This is a genomic window from Arsenicicoccus bolidensis DSM 15745 (assembly GCF_000426385.1).
Lineage (GTDB): Bacteria > Actinomycetota > Actinomycetes > Actinomycetales > Dermatophilaceae > Arsenicicoccus > Arsenicicoccus bolidensis.
Genome location: NZ_AUFG01000028.1, coordinates 17,399 through 33,845, shown reverse-complemented (window position 1 = coordinate 33,845; position 16,447 = coordinate 17,399). Strand labels below are relative to the sequence as shown.

At 72.7% G+C, this 16,447-nt stretch carries 13 protein-coding genes; 6 read left to right on the top strand and 7 right to left on the bottom strand.

What is annotated here, in order from left to right; translation table 11 throughout:
• Positions 1 to 16 precede the first annotated feature (16 nt).
• A complete protein-coding gene (locus tag K313_RS0114125) occupies positions 17 to 823 on the top strand; it encodes an alpha/beta fold hydrolase (protein ID WP_029212153.1) in 807 nt (268 codons plus the stop codon).
• On the opposite strand, the gene K313_RS0114120 is transcribed toward K313_RS0114125, so the two are convergent.
• From K313_RS0114120 to K313_RS0114110, 3 genes are all read right to left on the bottom strand, one after another.
• Positions 814 to 2,049, bottom strand: a complete 1,236-nt coding sequence (locus K313_RS0114120; RefSeq protein ID WP_029212152.1) for a GNAT family N-acetyltransferase — start codon at positions 2,047 to 2,049, stop codon at positions 814 to 816. The genes K313_RS0114125 and K313_RS0114120 overlap by 10 nt on opposite strands.
• Complete coding sequence (locus K313_RS23620; protein ID WP_029212151.1) at positions 2,046 to 2,228, bottom strand: hypothetical protein; 183 nt, start codon at positions 2,226 to 2,228, stop codon at positions 2,046 to 2,048. The genes K313_RS0114120 and K313_RS23620 overlap by 4 nt, the downstream gene beginning before the upstream one ends.
• 86 nt (positions 2,229 to 2,314) lie before the next feature.
• Positions 2,315 to 5,893, bottom strand: a complete 3,579-nt coding sequence (locus K313_RS0114110) for a proline dehydrogenase family protein (RefSeq protein ID WP_029212150.1) — start codon at positions 5,891 to 5,893, stop codon at positions 2,315 to 2,317.
• Between the two features lie 116 nt (positions 5,894 to 6,009).
• On the opposite strand from K313_RS0114110, the gene K313_RS0114105 reads away from it, so the two are divergent.
• From K313_RS0114105 to K313_RS21215, 5 genes are all read left to right on the top strand, one after another.
• Complete coding sequence (locus tag K313_RS0114105; RefSeq protein ID WP_029212149.1) at positions 6,010 to 6,852, top strand: PhzF family phenazine biosynthesis protein; 843 nt, start codon at positions 6,010 to 6,012, stop codon at positions 6,850 to 6,852.
• A 107-nt stretch (positions 6,853 to 6,959) separates the two neighbouring features.
• A complete protein-coding gene (locus K313_RS0114100; protein ID WP_029212148.1) occupies positions 6,960 to 7,862 on the top strand; it encodes an oxidoreductase in 903 nt (300 codons plus the stop codon).
• Between the two features lie 73 nt (positions 7,863 to 7,935).
• The gene (locus tag K313_RS0114095; RefSeq protein WP_019286643.1) at positions 7,936 to 8,874 is read left to right on the top strand and encodes a DMT family transporter; all 939 of its coding nucleotides are present in this window, start codon (positions 7,936 to 7,938) and stop codon (positions 8,872 to 8,874) included.
• 104 nt (positions 8,875 to 8,978) lie between these two features.
• Complete coding sequence (locus K313_RS0114090) at positions 8,979 to 10,592, top strand: phospholipase D family protein (RefSeq protein WP_029212147.1); 1,614 nt, start codon at positions 8,979 to 8,981, stop codon at positions 10,590 to 10,592.
• Positions 10,593 to 10,781: 189 nt separating this feature from the next.
• Positions 10,782 to 12,131, top strand: coding sequence for an AI-2E family transporter (locus K313_RS21215; protein WP_029212146.1), 1,350 nt, complete (start codon positions 10,782 to 10,784; stop codon positions 12,129 to 12,131).
• Here K313_RS21215 and K313_RS0114080 read toward each other — a convergent pair whose 3' ends face one another.
• From K313_RS0114080 to K313_RS24725, 4 genes are all read right to left on the bottom strand, one after another.
• On the bottom strand, positions 12,132 to 12,566 hold the full coding sequence (locus K313_RS0114080) for an SRPBCC family protein (RefSeq protein WP_029212145.1): 435 nt from the start codon (positions 12,564 to 12,566) through the stop codon (positions 12,132 to 12,134). It lies immediately after the preceding gene.
• A gap of 131 nt (positions 12,567 to 12,697) precedes the next feature.
• A complete protein-coding gene (locus K313_RS21210; protein ID WP_240483991.1) occupies positions 12,698 to 13,858 on the bottom strand; it encodes an ATP-binding protein in 1,161 nt (386 codons plus the stop codon).
• A gap of 119 nt (positions 13,859 to 13,977) precedes the next feature.
• A complete protein-coding gene (locus tag K313_RS0114070) occupies positions 13,978 to 14,814 on the bottom strand; it encodes a sulfite exporter TauE/SafE family protein (RefSeq protein WP_029212144.1) in 837 nt (278 codons plus the stop codon).
• Between the two features lie 5 nt (positions 14,815 to 14,819).
• Entirely contained in the window at positions 14,820 to 16,388 is a 1,569-nt protein-coding gene (locus K313_RS24725) for a CYTH and CHAD domain-containing protein (protein WP_029212143.1), read from the bottom strand.
• Positions 16,389 to 16,447 lie beyond the last annotated feature (59 nt).

Here is a 16,447-nt window from a genome sequence, read left to right as displayed (position 1 = left end):
GGGAGGATCGGGCCGTATGCCGAAGCAGGTGGTGGAGCTCGCCGACGGGTCGCGTCTCGCGGTGTGGCGGTCAGGCGCCGGCGGGACCCCGGTGCTGCTGCTGCCAGGCATGAGCCAGGACCACTGGCTCTACGACGTGCTCGTGGCCGAGCTCGCGGCGCGCGGCGTGCTGGACGGCCAGGTGGAGACGATCGCGATCGACCAGCGGGGCACCGGCGACAGCGACGACATGGATCGCCGGGACCCGCCGACCACAGGATCCTTCGCCGACGACGCGGCCTGGGTGCTCGAGCGGCTCGAGGTCGAGCGGGCGCACGTGGTCGGCCACTCCATGGGCGGCCGAATCGCGCAGTGGCTCGCGATCCGACACCCGGAGCGCGTCGCGAGCCTGACCCTGCTGTGCACCTCGCCCGGTGACCGGCACCGCGTCCCGCGCGCCGACGACGTCGACGCCACGATCGCGCGCTGCGACCCGATGGAGATGGCGCTGCTGAGCTACACGCCCGCGTGGCTGGGCTCGCACCACGAGCTGGCCGAGACGGCCGACGCCGCGACCACGACGCGGTCCGCGCAGCGCGGCCTGCACTACCGCGCCTCGCACGGGCACGACGCGTGGGACTCGCTGCCCCGCATCGTCGCGCCCACGGTCGTGGTCCACGGCGACGCCGATCGCGTCAACCCGCTGCGCAACGGCGAGCTGCTGGCCGAGCGCATCCCGGGCGCCGAGCTCGTCGTGCTGCGCGGCGCCCGCCACGGCCTGCCGGTCGAGCACGCGGCCGAGATCGCCGACGTCGTCCTGCGCCAGGTCGCCACTCAGAAGTAGTCGCGCACGTGCACCTGACGCCCGCCGGTGAGGGTGTCCCACACCGCGTCGTCATCGGCGGGACCCGTCAGCAGGCCCGCCTGGCGCTGCGCGCTGCTCGGCTGGGCGCCGGCATACGCGAGGCTCAGTGCGCGCGGGTGCAGGAGCCGTATGCCGGGGGCCGGGTCGTCGGCGAGCCGCTCGCAGGTGGCCCTCCCCGCCGTCACGCGCAGGCGGTAGGTGCCGGCCACCGGGTCGCCGCCGTGGCCGGGGGAGACGGCGAACGTCAGGTCGGCGTCGAGGTGGCCGGGGTAGCCGCGGGCCTCGAACGCCGCGGGGACGTCGAGCACCGCGAGGGCGTAGGGGCGCTGGTCGACCGGGCGCCAGGCGTTGCCGGGCAGGTGCAGGCGCAGGGGATCGGCGCCGCTGGTCCACAGCGTGGTGGTGGGGGCGACGGCGTGGCTGGTGCCGAGCTGGTGGAGCAGGGCGCGCGCGGCCGACGGGGTGGTCACGACGAGGTCGTCCACCGCCGTGACGCCCTGGTGGTAGCCGTCGGTGCGCCGCCAGGTGGCGTAGCCCGTGACCGCGCCGTCCTCCTCGACGAGGGTGACGTGCGCGCCGTCCAGCGCCTGCAGGAAGGCCGTCACGTCGGGCGGGAACTGCGGTCCGGACCGGGTGAGCGGTCCGTCGTGCTCGCGGGCCCAGCGGGTGTAGGCGGCCTGCATGGCGTCCAGGTCGTCGGCCGTGCCCCGGCGCAGCCGCACCTCGCGCGTGCCGTCCTGCGCATCGGCGGGCTCGTCGACCGGGACGTCGAGGAGCAGCCGCGTCGGCAGCTCGACCTGGTCGAAGGACGTCACCGTCTCGTAGCCGAACCGCCGGTAGATGCCCTGCGCCGTGGCGTAGAGCGTGGCGAGGACGTCCCCGCGCTCGCGGGCGCGGTCGTGCAGGGCGGGCATCAGCAGGCCGAGGCTCCCCGAGCCGCGCTCCTCGAGGCGCACGGCGACGCTGGCGATGCCCGCGGTGGGCACCTCGCGCCCGCCCCACCAGGACGACAGCGACAGGGCGCCGACCCGACCGACGAGGGTGTCGTCGACGAAGGCGCCCAGCATGACCCGACCACGCCGGGTGGGGTCGGGCAGCGGGTCCGGGGCGGGCTCGGCGTGGCCGAAGGACTCGACGCCGAGGTCCCAGGAGGCGCGGGCGTCGTCGACGGTGAGCGCGCGGACGACGGGGCGACCGCCCGTCACCGGCGCTCGCCCCGTCGACGCTCGCCCTGTCGACGCCGCCAGACGTCCCACGCCAGGCCCACCAGCACCCAGAACACGCCGAACAGCAACGCGGCCGAGGCGGTCGCCAGGAACGGCTCGCCGTGGAACAGCCCGAGCCGGATCATTACCAGCCGAAAGATCAGGAAGGTGACGGTCATGACCAGGCCCTCGCCGAGGCGCGACCCCCACGATCTTGCCCTTGCCCCCGCCGCAGGCTCGGGCGCCGGGGCGGGGGTGCGTCCCGTCATCGGGCGAGGTCCGGCGCCACGTGGCCGAAGCGGTGCAGGGTGCGGCTGATCGCCTGCTCGCGCAGGAAGGTCAGCAGCTCGCGACGGCCGTTGGCCAGCACGGGGTCGGCGAGGACGGTCGCGGACGAGCCCGAGAGGGCGTGGACCAGGTCCCTGACCTCGGACTCCTGACCGATCGCGCGCACCCGCGTCGACGTCTCGGCGTCACGCAGCCGCTGGGCGAAGGTCGCGAGGTCCTCGATCGTCAGCAGGCCGCGCAGGTCGTCGGCGGCCTGGCGGGCCTCGCCGTCACCTGTGCGCAGGGCCTCGAGCGGGCCGGTGGCCTGCGGGTCGGCGCTGATGCGCACGGCCGACCCGGCGAGCTCGGCCGCCGCCAGCAGGCGCACCAGCTCGACCGGACGGGCACCGGGCTCGAGCCGGACGGTCACCTCGGGGTGAGGGCGGTAGCGGAACACGTTGGCCTCGACCGCGAGACCGGTCTCGTCGATCTCCACGCCGAGCTCGTCGCGCCAGGCCTTGGCGTCGGAGCGCAGGGCCGCGTCGAGCCAGCCGCGGGCGTCCTGCAGGTCCCCGTCGTCGCCCGCGCCACCGGCGCCCACGACCAGCGGCGAGAGGCGGTCGACCAGCCGGCGCACGCGGGGTGACGGCTCGGCGCCGCGCTGCGGCAGCCCGTCCTCGCTCCACGACCCGAGCAGGGCGACGTAGTTGGGGCCGCCGGCCTTGGCACCGGGGCCGACCACCGAGTCCTTCCACCCGCCGAAGCTCTGCCGCTGCACGATCGCCCCGGTGATGTGGCGGTTGACGTAGGCATTGCCCACGTCGACGTGCTCCGTCCACCAGGCGATCTCGTCCGGGTCGAGGCTGTGCAGGCCACCGGTGAGGCCGAAGGCCGTGGCGTTCTGCAGCTCGACGGCCTCCTCGAGCGTGCGGGCGGTCATGAGGCCGAGGACCGGGCCGAACACCTCGGTGAGGTGGAAGAACGACCCGGGACGGACGCCCTCCTTGAGGCCGGGCGACCAGAGGCGGCCCGAGTCGTCGAGCTGCTCGGGCTCGACCAGCCAGGACTCGCCGGGCTCCAGGGTCGTGAGGGCGCGGCGGAGCTTGTCCTCGGGCACCTCGATGATCGGGCCCATCGTGGTGCCGAGGTCGTGCGGCCAGCCGACGCGCAGCGAGCGCACGGCGTCGACGAGCTGGCGCCGGAAGCGCTCGGAGCGCGCGACCGAGCCCACGAGGATGCCGAGGGAGGCGGCCGAGCACTTCTGGCCGGCGTGGCCGAAGGCGCTGCGGACCAGGTCGGCGGCGGCCAGGTCGAGGTCCGCGGCCGGGGTGACGACCAGGGCGTTCTTGCCGGAGGTCTCGCCGTAGACGCGGGGCCCGGCGGGGTGCTCGGTCCGCCAGCCGGCGAACATGCGGGCGGTCTCGGAGGCGCCGGTCAGCACGACGGTGTCGACGTCGCGGTGCGAGACCAGGGCGCGTCCGGCCTCGCGCTCGTCGGTGCGGACGACCTGCAGCACCTCGCGGGGGACACCGGCCTCCCACAGCGCCTCGGCGGCGACCTCGACGCAGCCTGGCGTGGGGTGCGCGGGCTTGATGACGACGGCCGACCCCGCGGCGAGCGCGGCGAGCACGCCGCCGATCGGGATGGCGACGGGGAAGTTCCACGGCGGGGTGACCAGCACGACGCGGTCGGGCGTGAAGCGCGACCCGTCGGTGTGCGCGCTCGCGCCGGCCTCGAGCTCGAGCCCGCGCTCGGCGTAGTAGCGCGCGAAGTCGATCGCCTCGGAGATCTCGGGGTCGGCCTCGGCGACGGTCTTGCCGCCCTCGGCGGCCATGATCGTGACCAGTTCGCCGCGCCGGGCCTCCAGCTCACGGGCGGCGTCGCGCAGCACCTGCGCCCGGTCGTATGCCGACCGCCCGGCCCAGCCCGGGGCCGCCGACACGGCGCGGGCGACCACCTCGTCGACGTCGTCCGGGGTCGACAGGACGGGGGAGGAGAGGCGGTGGGGGTCGGCCGCGAGCGCCTCCCGGGCCCAGACACGGGTGGCGGGCAGGGACGGGTCGGAGTCGGGGGTGTTGGCGAAGCGGTCGCCGATGCGGGCGCGCTCGGACGAGCGGCGCGGTCCTACGGGCGTCGTCGGCATGGCGGCGACCGACTCGCGGAAGCGGCGCTCCTGGTCGGCCATCGCGTCGTGCGGACGGGCCGCGGCGCCGGGGCGGCCGTCCGGCGAGGCTCCGGACCCCGGGTCCGCGGAGAACATGGCGTGCAGGAAGTTCTGCTTCTGGGCGTTCTCCTCCAGGCGGCGGATGAGATAACTCACCGCGACGTCGAAGTCCTTGGGGGCGACGACGGGGGTGTAGAGCAGGACCGACCCCACGTCAGCCTTGACGGCGCGGGCCTGGCTGGGCGCCATACCCTGCAGCATCTCGATGTCCAGGGCGTCCAGGCAGCCGCGCTGCTGGGCCAGGAGATAGGCCACGGCCGTGTCGAAGAGGTTGTGCGAGGCGACGCCGATGCGCATGACCTCGGTGGCGTCGGGCCGCAGCGCGCGCTCCACGAAGGCGAGGTAGTTGGCGTCGACGTCCTCCTTGGTCGGGTAGGGGGCCTGCACCCAGTCGTGCAGCTCGGCCTCGACCTGCTCCATCGCTAGGTTGGCGCCCTTGACGACGCGGACCTTGATGCTGGCGTGCCCGGCGGCTCGGCGGCGGCGGGCCAGCTCGAGCATGCGCTCCAGGGCGGGCAGTGCGTCGGGGAGGTAGGCCTGCAGCACGATCCCGGCCTCGAGGTCGTGGAACTCCTCCTCGGCCAGCAGCCGCTCGAAGACCGCCATCGTGAGGTCGAGGTCCTTGTACTCCTCCATGTCGAGGTTGACGAAGGCGTGCGGGCTCTTGGCCACGGCGGTGCGGTAGAGCGGGCGCAGGCGCTCGAGGACCCGCTCGACCGTGCCCTCCTCGTCCCACGTCGAGATCTGGCTGACCAGGGACGACACCTTGATCGAGACGTAGTCCACGTCGGGGCGGGCCAGGATCTGGCGGGTGCGCTCGGCCCGGCTCGCGGCCTCGTGCTCGCCGAGGACGGCCTCGCCCAGGAGGTTGACGTTGAGCCGGAAGCCCTCGGCCCGGGCCTTGGCCAGGTGGCGGCCCAGGGCCGGGTCGTTCGCGTCCACGACGAGGTGGCCGACGATCTGGCGCAGCCGGGCGCGGGCGATCGGCACGACGACCGGAGGAGCGAGCTTGGCGACCTTGGCGCCGAGCCCCAGCAGCGAGCGGTCGACCCGGCCGAGGAACGCGCCGGCGTCACCGGCGGTCAGCGTCGAGAGCACCTTGGCGGCGACGTAGGGGTCCTCCGGGCGGGCCACCTCGTCGACGAAGGTCACCGCCAGGTCCAGCCCCGTCTCGTCGCGGAGCAGGGCGCCCAGCTGGTCGGACGTGGCGCGCTCGGACCGCGTCGCGCCCTCCGCCGTGGCGCGTTCCCACCGGCGGGCGACCTGGACGGCCTCCTCGGCGACGGCGGCGACGGCCGCCGGTCCGGTGAGGTCGCTGGGCTGGGGCGCGAGGGGTCGGCTCTGATCCGTCATACGGTCGATTGTGGACCACGGGACCGACAGGGGGTGAACGGGGGTGCGACCCGTCTCACAACGGCTCCTCCCGTCCTCCCGAGGACGGGCGCGGGCTCGGCCTATACCCTGAGCCCATGCCTTCCGACTACCGAATCCTCAACGTGTTCACGACGCCGGACGACCTGTTCTCCGGCAACGCGGTCGCCGTGTTCACCGACGCCAAGGGTCTCGACGAGGAGACCATGCGGCGCACCGCTCGGCAGCTGGGGACCGAGTGCTCGTTCATCACCGGCCGTGACGACGAGGGTCACGCCACGGTCCGCTTCTTCCAGCCCGAGGGCGCCTCGGGCTTCGCCGGCAGCGCGTCGATGGCGACCGCGCACGTCGTGCGCGAGCTCGACGGCGGCGAGGGCGACATCCACCTCGCCGGCAGGAAGCAGCTGATCCACGTGATCGACTCCGGCAACCGGTGGACCATGCTCGGCCGCAGCTCGGTCATCGAGGAGATCCGCACCGAGAAGCGGTTCCTCGCCGGTCTGGTCGGTCGCAAGATCCCCGCGATCGTCGACCCCACCGTCAAGGTCACGTTCACCCGCGCGACCATCGTGCTCCAGCTGGCCACCGAGCAGGACGTGCGCGAGGCCAAGATCGACGCCCGGCTGCTCCACCAGTACGCCATGCTCCTGCACGTCGAGCCGCAGATCTACGTCTGGGCCTGGCGCGAGGACGGCGACGTCGCCTCCCGCATGTTCTACGGCCCGCAGGGCGGTGTCCTCGAGGTCGCCGCGACCGCGTCCGGCGCCGGACGGCTCGGCGAGGTCCTCGTCTCCCGGGGCGAGCGCGACAAGCACTACCGCGTCTACCAGGGCGAGGACATCGAGCGCCCCTCGATGATCCACCTCGACATCGACGCCGACGGCCAGGTCTCGCTCGGCGGCATCGTCAAGGAGGTCGCGCGCGGTCAGATGGCCATCTGACCGCCCGGATCCCCGCGGTCACTCGGATCACCTCAAAGGGTCTGCCGAGGGCGAGAGGTTCACGTGCGGGACGGCACAGCGTCATACCCATCCCGCAGACTGGTGCCATGAGCACCTGGACCACCAAGGACATCCCCGACCAGACCGGCCGCGTCTTCGTCGTCACCGGAGCCAACTCGGGGCTGGGCCTCGAGACCACGCGAGCGCTCGTCGACAAGGGCGCGTACGTCGTCATGGCCTGCCGTGACACCGACAAGGGCGAGGCGGCCCGGTCCTCCCTCGACCTCGCCGGACCCGGCGGGGCCGAGGTGCGCCGCCTGGACCTCGCGTCGCTGGACTCCGTGCGGGAGTTCGCCGAGGGCGTCTCGGACTGGCGCATCGAGACCCTGATCAACAACGCCGGCCTGATGGCCGTGCCGTTCTCGCGCACCGCCGACGGCTTCGAGACGCAATTCGGCACCAACGTGCTGGGTCACTTCGCGCTGACCGCCCAGCTCCTGCCGCGCCTGACTGACCGCGTCGTGTGGCTGTCCTCGCTGATGCACCGCATGGGCCGGATCGACCTCGCCGACCCGAACTTCGAGCGGCGCCGCTACAACGCCTGGGTCGCCTACGGCCAGAGCAAGCTCGCCGACCTGATGCTGGCCTACGAGCTGGAGCGTCGGCTGACGGGCGCCCGCTCGCCGCTGCGGTCGGTGGCCGCGCACCCGGGCTACTCCTCGACCAACCTGCAGGGCCGCACCGGCTCGGCGTGGTCCGACCGGGCGATGCTGCAGCTCAACAAGGTCAGCACGGTCGCGCAGCCGGCCGCGATGGGCGCGCTGCCGTCCCTCTACGCGGCGACGGTCGACGACCTGCCGGGCGGCTCGTTCGTCGGGCCCGACGGGTTCATGGAGGCTCACGGGCACCCGCGCACCGTCGGCTCGACCGCGGCGTCGCACGACCGTCGCAAGGCCGCGCAGCTGTGGCAGCTGTGCGAGGAGCTGACGGGCGTCCCCTTCCGCGTCTGACCCGCCGGGGGCAGAGGCATCGACCGGCCTTCGTTCGCCAGGCTGATGATCCTGCCCCCGGTAGGTTCAAGGGGTGCTCGCCATCCCGCTCGCCCTCGCGTCGGCCGTCCTCTACGGCGTCTCTGACTTCCTGTCCGGCGTGCAGTCGCGGCGGCGGCACTTCCTGATCGTCGGTGCGGTGGCGCAGACCTTCTCCGCGACGGGGATCACGCTCGTCGCCCTCGCCCAGCGTCAGCCGCTCACCCAGGACGCCCTCCTCTGGGGCGCCGCCGCGTCGATCGGGCACTGCTCGGGCACCCTCATGCTCATGCGCGGGCTGGCCCGTGGCTCGATGCACGTCGCCGGCCCGCTGTCGGCCGTGTGCGCGGCGGGTCTGCCGGTGATCCTCGGGGTCGCCCTGGGCGAGCGGCCCTCGCCCCTCGCGGTCGTCGGCATCGTCCTGGCCCTCCCGGCCGTGTGGGCGGTGGCCGCGGGTGAGAGCGACCCTGGGTCGGCCCCCGGCGAGACCCACCTGGTCGAGCCCGACCATGGCCGTATGCCGTCCGCGCCGCCCCCGGCGAGGCGGGCCGGGGTGCGCGACGGGCTGCTGGCGGGGGTCGGCTTCGCGGTGTTCTTCATCGCGCTGGCGCAGGCCGCTCCGGGGTCGGGGTCCTGGCCGGTGGCGGTGTGCCAGCTGGTGTCGCTGGTCGTGATGTGGGGGATCGTGGCGCAGCAGCGGCCGGAGGGGTCGGTGCGGGCGGCGCTGCCCGCGTGGATCGTCGGGGTCACCGGCGCCCTGGGGTCGTTGACCTACTTCCTGGCCGGGCAGTCCGGTGGCGAGGCTTCCGGCCAGGCCGCCGGGCAGGCAGGCGAGGCTGCCGGGCAGCTCACCGTCGTCCCCGTCGTGGCCTCCCTCTACCCGGCGTTCACGGTGCTGCTGGCGATGGCCCTGCTCGGTGAGCGGGCCTCGCGGGCCCAGGTCGCGGGTCTGGTCGCGTGCGCGGTCGCCGTGGCCCTCATCGCGGCCGGCTGAGGTCTCCGGACCACCTGGGCGGCGGCTGCGCATCTGCCCGGAGACCACGGCAGATGTGGTCGGTCGGTGGCCCGGAGGGCGTCATGCGCGTCAGTATGGGGGCCATGTCGATCCGTGAATGGTTGATCACCCGGTCCGAGCGCGCCAACCCGCGCACCACGATCGACGACCAGCACCCCGGCGACCAGGCGTGGAGCGACGGCAACGTGGCGACGCCGCTGATCCACGGGCGGCAGTACTTCGCGGACCTGTATCCCCGGATCGAGGCGGCCGGGCCGGGCGACCTGCTGTGGTTCACCGACTGGCGCGGGGACCCCGACGAGCGGCTGGTGGCCGACGACCCCAACTCCGAGATCGCCTCGGTGCTGTCGCGCGCGGCCCGTCGCGGCGTGGACGTGCGCGGTCTCGTGTGGCGTTCGCACTGGGACAAGCTGGCGTTCTCCGGCGCCGAGAACCGCCGCTTCGGCGAGCAGCTGCAGAGCGCCGGGGCCGAGGTGCTGCTCGACATGCGGGTGCGCACCGGCGGCAGCCACCACCAGAAGTTCGTCGTCATCCGGCACCGCGACGACCCGACGCGGGACGTCGCCTACGTCGGCGGCATCGACCTGTGCCACTCGCGGCGCGACGACGACGACCACCACGGCGACCCGCAGGCGCAGAGCATGGCCGAGGAGTTCGGCGACAGCCCGCCCTGGCACGACGTGCAGGTGCGCCTGGAGGGGCCGGCCGTGCACGACGTCGAGACGGTGTTCCGCGAGCGCTGGAACGATCCGACCCCCTTGTCTCGCAGCCCGATCCGCATGATGGGCGACAAGCTGCGCGGCGACGACACGGACCCGGACCCGCTCCCCGAGCAGACGCCCCCACCGCCCGCCATCTCCGGCGCGACCCACCACGTCCAGCTGTTGCGCACCTATCCCGACCTGCGGCACGGCCGCGACTACCCCTATGCGCGGGGCGGCGAGCGCAGCGTGGCCCGCGGCTACTCCAAGGCGCTGGAGCGCGCCGAGCACCTCATCTACATCGAGGACCAGTACCTCTGGTCCAAGGACGTCGCCGAGCAGTTCATCGAGACCCTGCAGTCCAGCCCGGGCCTGCACGTGATCGCGATCCTGCCGCAGGTGCCCGACCAGAGCAGCCCGATGTCGCGCACGCCGCAGCTCTACGGCCGCGACCAGGCGGTGCGGCTGATCGAGGAGGCCGGCGGCGACCGGTTCGCGCTCTACGGCATCGAGAACCTCGCCGGCACACCCGTCTACGTCCACGCCAAGGTCTGCGTCATGGACGACCGCTGGGCCACGATCGGGTCCGACAACTTCAACCGGCGCTCGTGGACGCACGACTCCGAGCTGTCCGCGGTGGTGTGGGACGACGAGGGCGAGGACCACAACGCCTATGCCCGGCGCCTGCGGCTGCGGCTCGCGGCGGAGCACCTGGGTCGCGAGCTGCCGACGGACGCGACCGACGCCGAGATCGCCGCGGTGATGGCGGACTGCCTCACCGCCGAGGGGATGTTCGCCGCGTATGCCGACTGCGCCCGGCGCCTCGAGGACTGGCACGGCGGCGGGCGCGTCGGTGAGCGGCCTCCGGGTCGGTTGCGCCGCATCCCCCCGGTGGAGCAGTCGTCGTTCACCAAGGCGTGGGCCCGGGTGGTCTACGAGCTCGTGCACGACCCGGACGGCCGGCCCAAGCCGTTGCGCCTCGCCGGCCGCTTCTAGACCTACCTCAGGTCGTCACATCGGCCTGGGTTAGCACGCCAGGCTGATGTGACCACCTGAGGTAGGCACATCGGCCTGGGTTCGCCCGCCAGGCGCCTGTGACGACCTCAGGTAGATCCGGCAGGGGACTCACAGGCTGGGCCGGGCACAATGACTGGCGAAGGCCAGGCGGGGGACGAGAGGACTGACATGGAGCACGACGACGCGCAGCCGCGCGACGGTGGCCGCGAGGCCGATGGCGGAGGCACCCCTCCGAGCGGCGAGGCGGGCCGGTTGCGCGGCGCGGTGGGCTCGATCACGCGCACCGTCCGAGCCCGGCTCGACGCGCCGCCACCCTCGCAGTGGGGGAGCACGGCCGCCGGCCAGCACGAGCCGATGTCCACGACCGTGCACGTCACCATGCCCGAGCCCACGCGCCCCGAGTCCGACCCGGTCCCCCGTGGGGTGCGGGTCGCGGCGGCCTGGAGCTGGCGGCTGCTGCTGATCGTCGCGGCGGTCTATCTCGTCGCCCAGGCGCTGGCGGCCGTCCCCATCGTCACGATCCCCTTCGTCGTCGCCCTGCTGCTCACGGCCGTGCTCGGCCCCGTCCAGCGGCGGCTGCACCGCGGGGCGCACGTCCCACACTCGCTGGCGGCCTTCCTGGCGCTGCTGCTCGGCATCGCGGTGATCGGGGCGATCGGGACGTTCGTGGCGCTGCAGATCTCCGCCAACGCGCCTCGTATGACGGAGCAGTTCACCCAGTTCCTCGACGACGCGAGCCGGTGGCTGCGCGAGGGGCCGCTGCGCCTGAGCGACTCCCAGGTCGAGAAGTACATCCAGGAGCTCTCGGACACCATCTCCAAGAACCAGGGCACGCTCGTGACCGGCGCGATCACCACCTTGTCCACGCTCTCGCACGTCATCGCGGGCGGGTTGCTGCTCCTGCTGAGCACGTTCTTCCTGCTGCGTGACGGCGAGGTCATCTGGCGCTGGGTGCTCGGCCTGCTGCCGACGAGCTCGCGCCGCCGCATCGACCAGGTCGGTCGCGTCGGGTGGCACACGCTCGGCGGCTACATGCGCGGCGTGACGATCATCGCGACGCTGCACGCGACCACGATCTACGTCGTCCTGCACGTCCTCGAGGTGCCCCTGGCGCTGGCGCTGTCGGTCCTGATCTTCGTCGGGTCGTTCATCCCGCTGATCGGCATGACGGTGACCGGGATCTTCTGCATCATCGTCAGCCTCATCGAGCACGGACCTGCCGCGGCCACGGTCGTCGCCATCACGATCGTCGTCCTCGTGCAGCTCGAGGCGCACCTGCTGCAGCCGCTCATCATGAGCCGCAACGTCGAGGTCCACCCGCTCGGGGTGGCCCTGGCCGTCCTCGCGGGGACGTCGGTCGCGGGGGTGGCCGGCGCGTTGTTCGCCGTGCCGATCGTGGCCTTCGCCAACGCCACGCTGCGGGCGGTGCACCTGCCCCTCCCGCCCACCGAGGAGGAACGCGAGGAACAGGCCAAGGTGACCGCGGGGCAGCTCCCGCTCGAGGGCTACCCCGAGTAGTCAGGCGCGCGCCTCGATGCGCGCGGCGATCGCCTCGAGCGCCCGGTCCAGCCCGGCGTCGATGGTGGCGGGGTCGCCGTGCTCGGTGCTCAGGCTGATCTCGACCGTCGACTCCGCGTCGCCCTCGATGTCGCCCTCGACGTCGCTCTCCACGTCGCCCTCGACGGTCAGGGAGCCGCGATAGCTGTGCCGCTCCGAGCCCCAGCGCATCGCCCGCGCCTCCTGGTCGACCTCGAGCCAGGCCGTCCCCTGCACCTCGAGCTCGCGCGTGCCGTCGGGGGTCACGACCGCGGTGACCGTCACGGTGCCGTCGTCGTGCGGCTCCACGCGACGCATCCGCGGCATGAAGTCCGGCAGGTGCCGTGCGTCGCTGAGGTACCCGAAGGTGACGTCGGCGGGCGCGTGGACGGTGATGGTGCGACTGTGCTCGGACATGGCGTCTCCTCCTGAGGGGTGGTCTCCAGTCCTATCACCCACGTTCAAGACGCTCATGGCCGGGCCACGTCTGAGACTCCTGCGCCAACGGGCCTGGGATCCAACGCCGAGTCCTTCGCGCGACTCGGCCACTAGCGCCTGCTGTGCCGCCGCAACGGCGGAACATCGAGAACTGGCACCGCGCGCATGATGAATCGATCGAAGTGAGGAACCGTGAAGGCCGCATAGCCGTGCTCGGGGGTGTACAGCAGACCCATGTTGATGAGCTCGGCGCGTGTCGGTGCGAGGTTCTGCGACGTTCTCCGCATGACCTCAGCAACATCGGACGCCTTGTGGGGCTGAGGCCCGAGCTGGGCCATCGCCCGCAAGTAAGAGCGCTGCAAGGCTGTAGCGCGGTCGAGTCTGACGCGAAAGAAGGACTCGTCCAGTTTTGCTTCGTAGCCGGGCACGGCTGCCAGGACGTCGTCTCGGCTGATGACGGGACCTTCGGCCACCGTCCACACTGCGTAGCCCAGCTCCTGCAGGAAGTACGGATAGCCGCCGGTGATGGTGACGGCTTCGCTCAACGCCTCATCCGTGTATCGCGCTCCTTCGTCCTGCGCAGGGCGGGATAGAGCAGTGCGAGCGTCCTCTGGCGCAAGGACGTCGATGGCAGGGAACGTGAACAACCGCTCCGCATAGGACTTCGCGTCACCCGCCAGCTCGGCGATCTGCGGCAGGCCGGCGCCGACCAGCGTGATAGGCAGTTTGCGCTGAACCATCTTGTGGAGTGCCTCGATGACCGCCTCGAGCTGTTGCTTGTTGAGGAACTGGATCTCGTCGAACAGCAGTACGACGCCCCGCCCACCCTCTGACGCGGCCTGACCGATGGCGAGGAAGACGTCCGTAAGATCCAGGGCCAGGTTCTGGTGGTCCGCAAATCCCTCGACCGCGTCCACGTCAAGGCCCGCGGACCACGTGCCCTTGGCATCCACGCTGAGGGTGAAGGACTGCAGAACAGCAGCAGCGTGACGAAATCGCTCGGTCCACCTCGCCCTCGGGGAGAGTTCGAAGAGCGCAGTGCGTAGGCGTGAGGCCATGTCTCGCCGGAACTCGGACTCATCGTTCTTGCTGACCTCGAGCTCCACCACGACCCAGTCCCGCTCGAGTGCCTTCGTCCTGAACTGACCGAGGAGTACCGTCTTCCCGACGCCGCGGAGCCCGGTGATGATCATGGATTGTTCGGTCCGACCGGCCTCGATGCGGGCCAGCAGCAAGGTGAACGACTCCAGCTGGTCGTCGCGGCCGACCACAGCCTGCGCTTAGCCCCAGCATTGGGTGTGTAAGGGTTCGTGAGCGCCTTCATCGACGTACTTTACAAGAGTTATAGCGGTTTATCCAGATCAAATAAACCGACCTAAACCTCATAACGCTAGGTGCGCAGGGTCTGCACCAGGGTGACCGCGGCGACGAGCACGAGGAGTATGCCGAACGCCAGCTGCAGCCGGGGTGCGGGCACGCGGCGTCCCACCCGCCCACCGAGCAGGCCGCCCACGACCATCGACACCGTCAGCGCGACGGTCAGCGGCCAGTCCAGCCGCGCGAGGGTGGGCCACCGCCAGACCAGGGACGTGAGGCAGTTCCCCGCGATGACCAGCAGGGACGTGCCCACCGCCACGCGCATCGGCACCCGCAGCAGCAGCGTCAGCGCCGGCACGATCGCGAAGCCTCCGCCCACGCCGAAGAACCCGGTCAGCAGGCTCACCCCGGTCGCCGCGCCCACCAGACGCCCCCACCGGGTGCGGTGCGCCACCCGGTGCGACCCCGCCGGAGCAGCCGCGCCGACCAGCATCACGTCAGGCTGGCCCCGGTGGACGGGTACCCCCGGGTCGGAGGCCCCGGCGTCCCGCCCGCGGCGCACCATCAGCGCCGCGATGACCAGCAGCAGCCCGCCGAACATCGCCAGCAGCAGGTCCCCGTCCACCAGGTGCGACAGCCGGGTCCCCAGGGCCGATCCGAGCACCCCGCACAGGACGAAGGCCCCCGCCATACGGGCATCGACCAGGCTCCGGCGGCCGGAGGACCAGGCCGAGACGAGGGAGGAGAGGCCGACGGCCACCAGCGACATCGTGGTGGCCGGGACCGCGTCGACGCCGAAGCCGAAGGCCAGCACGGGCACCAGCAGCACGGCGCCGCCACCCCCGAGGGCACCCATGACGACACCGATGAGCACCCCGGCCAGCACGGCTGCCGGGAGCGCGGTCAGCACGGCCGCTAGACCTGCTTCCAGCCCTTGAGGCGACGCTTGGCGACCTTGCCGACCGCCTTGCGGTAGTCCTTGGACGCGAGCTCGCCCTGCAGCGCCTCCTCGATGCCCTGCAGGCGGCCGTAGGTGAAGGCGTTCTCGCCGTGCCGCTGGGCCCGCAGGCCGAGGTCGCGCAGCGCCTCCTGCGTGATGGCGCTGTCCTGGTGCTCACCGAGCACCTCGGCGAGGTTCTCGCTGGACTTCCCGAGCTGCTTGCCGCGCAGACCCAGGACCACGGTGGTCGACTCGGCGGCGTAGCGCAGCCGCTTGGCCGCCTTGCGCACCTCGTGCAGCGCGGTCTCGGCGCGGGCCGGGTCGTCGATCGCCGAGGCCTGACGGACGGCGCGGCGCATCCGGCGCCAGTCGCGGCCGAGCAGGCGGGGCACGACCAGGCGGGCCGGGTCGTCGGCGAGCGGCGTCGTCTGGGGAGCGGTGACCAGGGCGTCGAGCTCGTCGAGCAGCGCGTAGTAGCGCTCGTGCTCCAGCCCTCGGCGCAGCCGCGTCATGGCGCGCTCGTAGTCCTTGCCGAGCTCGGTGTCGATGCGGTCGGCGACCGGGCCGAGCACCGCCTGGGACGGCTGGGTCTCGACCAGGGCGAGCAGCCGCTCGCGCAGCACCTCGGCGTCGCGGGCGCCACCGAGGGTGTCGGCCAGCACCTTGAGCTCGGTGCGCAGGTGGGTGGTCAGCTCGTCGTCGAGCAGGGGGCCGTATGTCGACAGCAGCGTGCGCAGCCGCCTGGTCGCGACGCGCATCTGGTGGACGGCGTCAGGCGCGCCGGTGCGGGCACCCGCGTCCTCGGCCTTGAGCCGCTCGACGGTGGTCTGCAGGGCCGCCATCATGACCTGGCCGGCGGTGGGCTTCTTGGGGACGGTGTGCACGGCCGGCGGCGGCGGGGCGAGGGGGCCGAGGGCGCGGGCCAGCTTGGAGGGGCCCGCGGCGGGGTGGGCGCCGCCCGCCAGCAGGACCCGCTCCACGGCGTCCAGCAGCGGCACGGGCCCGTCGACCAGCTCGACCTCCCACTCGCTCCACGCGGACGGGTCGACGCCCGCGCGCAGGGGCGTGGCGGTGACGGTGTCGGAGCACACCTCGGCGAGGAAGGTCCGCGCCTCGTCTCCGGCATACAGCTCGGTGGTGACTCTCTGGTTGGTGAGCCGCACGACCGGGGTGAGGGCTCGTCCCCGGGTGTGGGCCAGGACGTGGGGGAGCAGGTCGGCGGGGACCTCGAGGCGGGTGAGGTCCTCCTGACCGTCCTCGCCGGTCGGCGGGTCGCCGAGCGGGGCGTGCAGCTCGCGGCGCACGTCCTTGCGCGCGGGGAGCTTGAGGTGCCAGCCCTCGTCGCCACCACCGGTGCGGCGGCGCAGCGTGATGCGGGCCCGCGCCAGCGCCAGGTCGTCGGTGTCGAGATAGATCGCGTCGAGCTCGACCGGTGGCCGTTGCTCGACCCGGTCCACGCCCGGCAGGGTCACGAGCGAGGGCAGCGCCGCCCCCGCCTCGACGTCGTACTTGCGCTCGATCTCACGATGCTCCGTCGCACTCACCCGCCCATCATCGCCGACCCGGACCCCTGGTGCGCCACCCGCCCCCTCGTGGAACGATG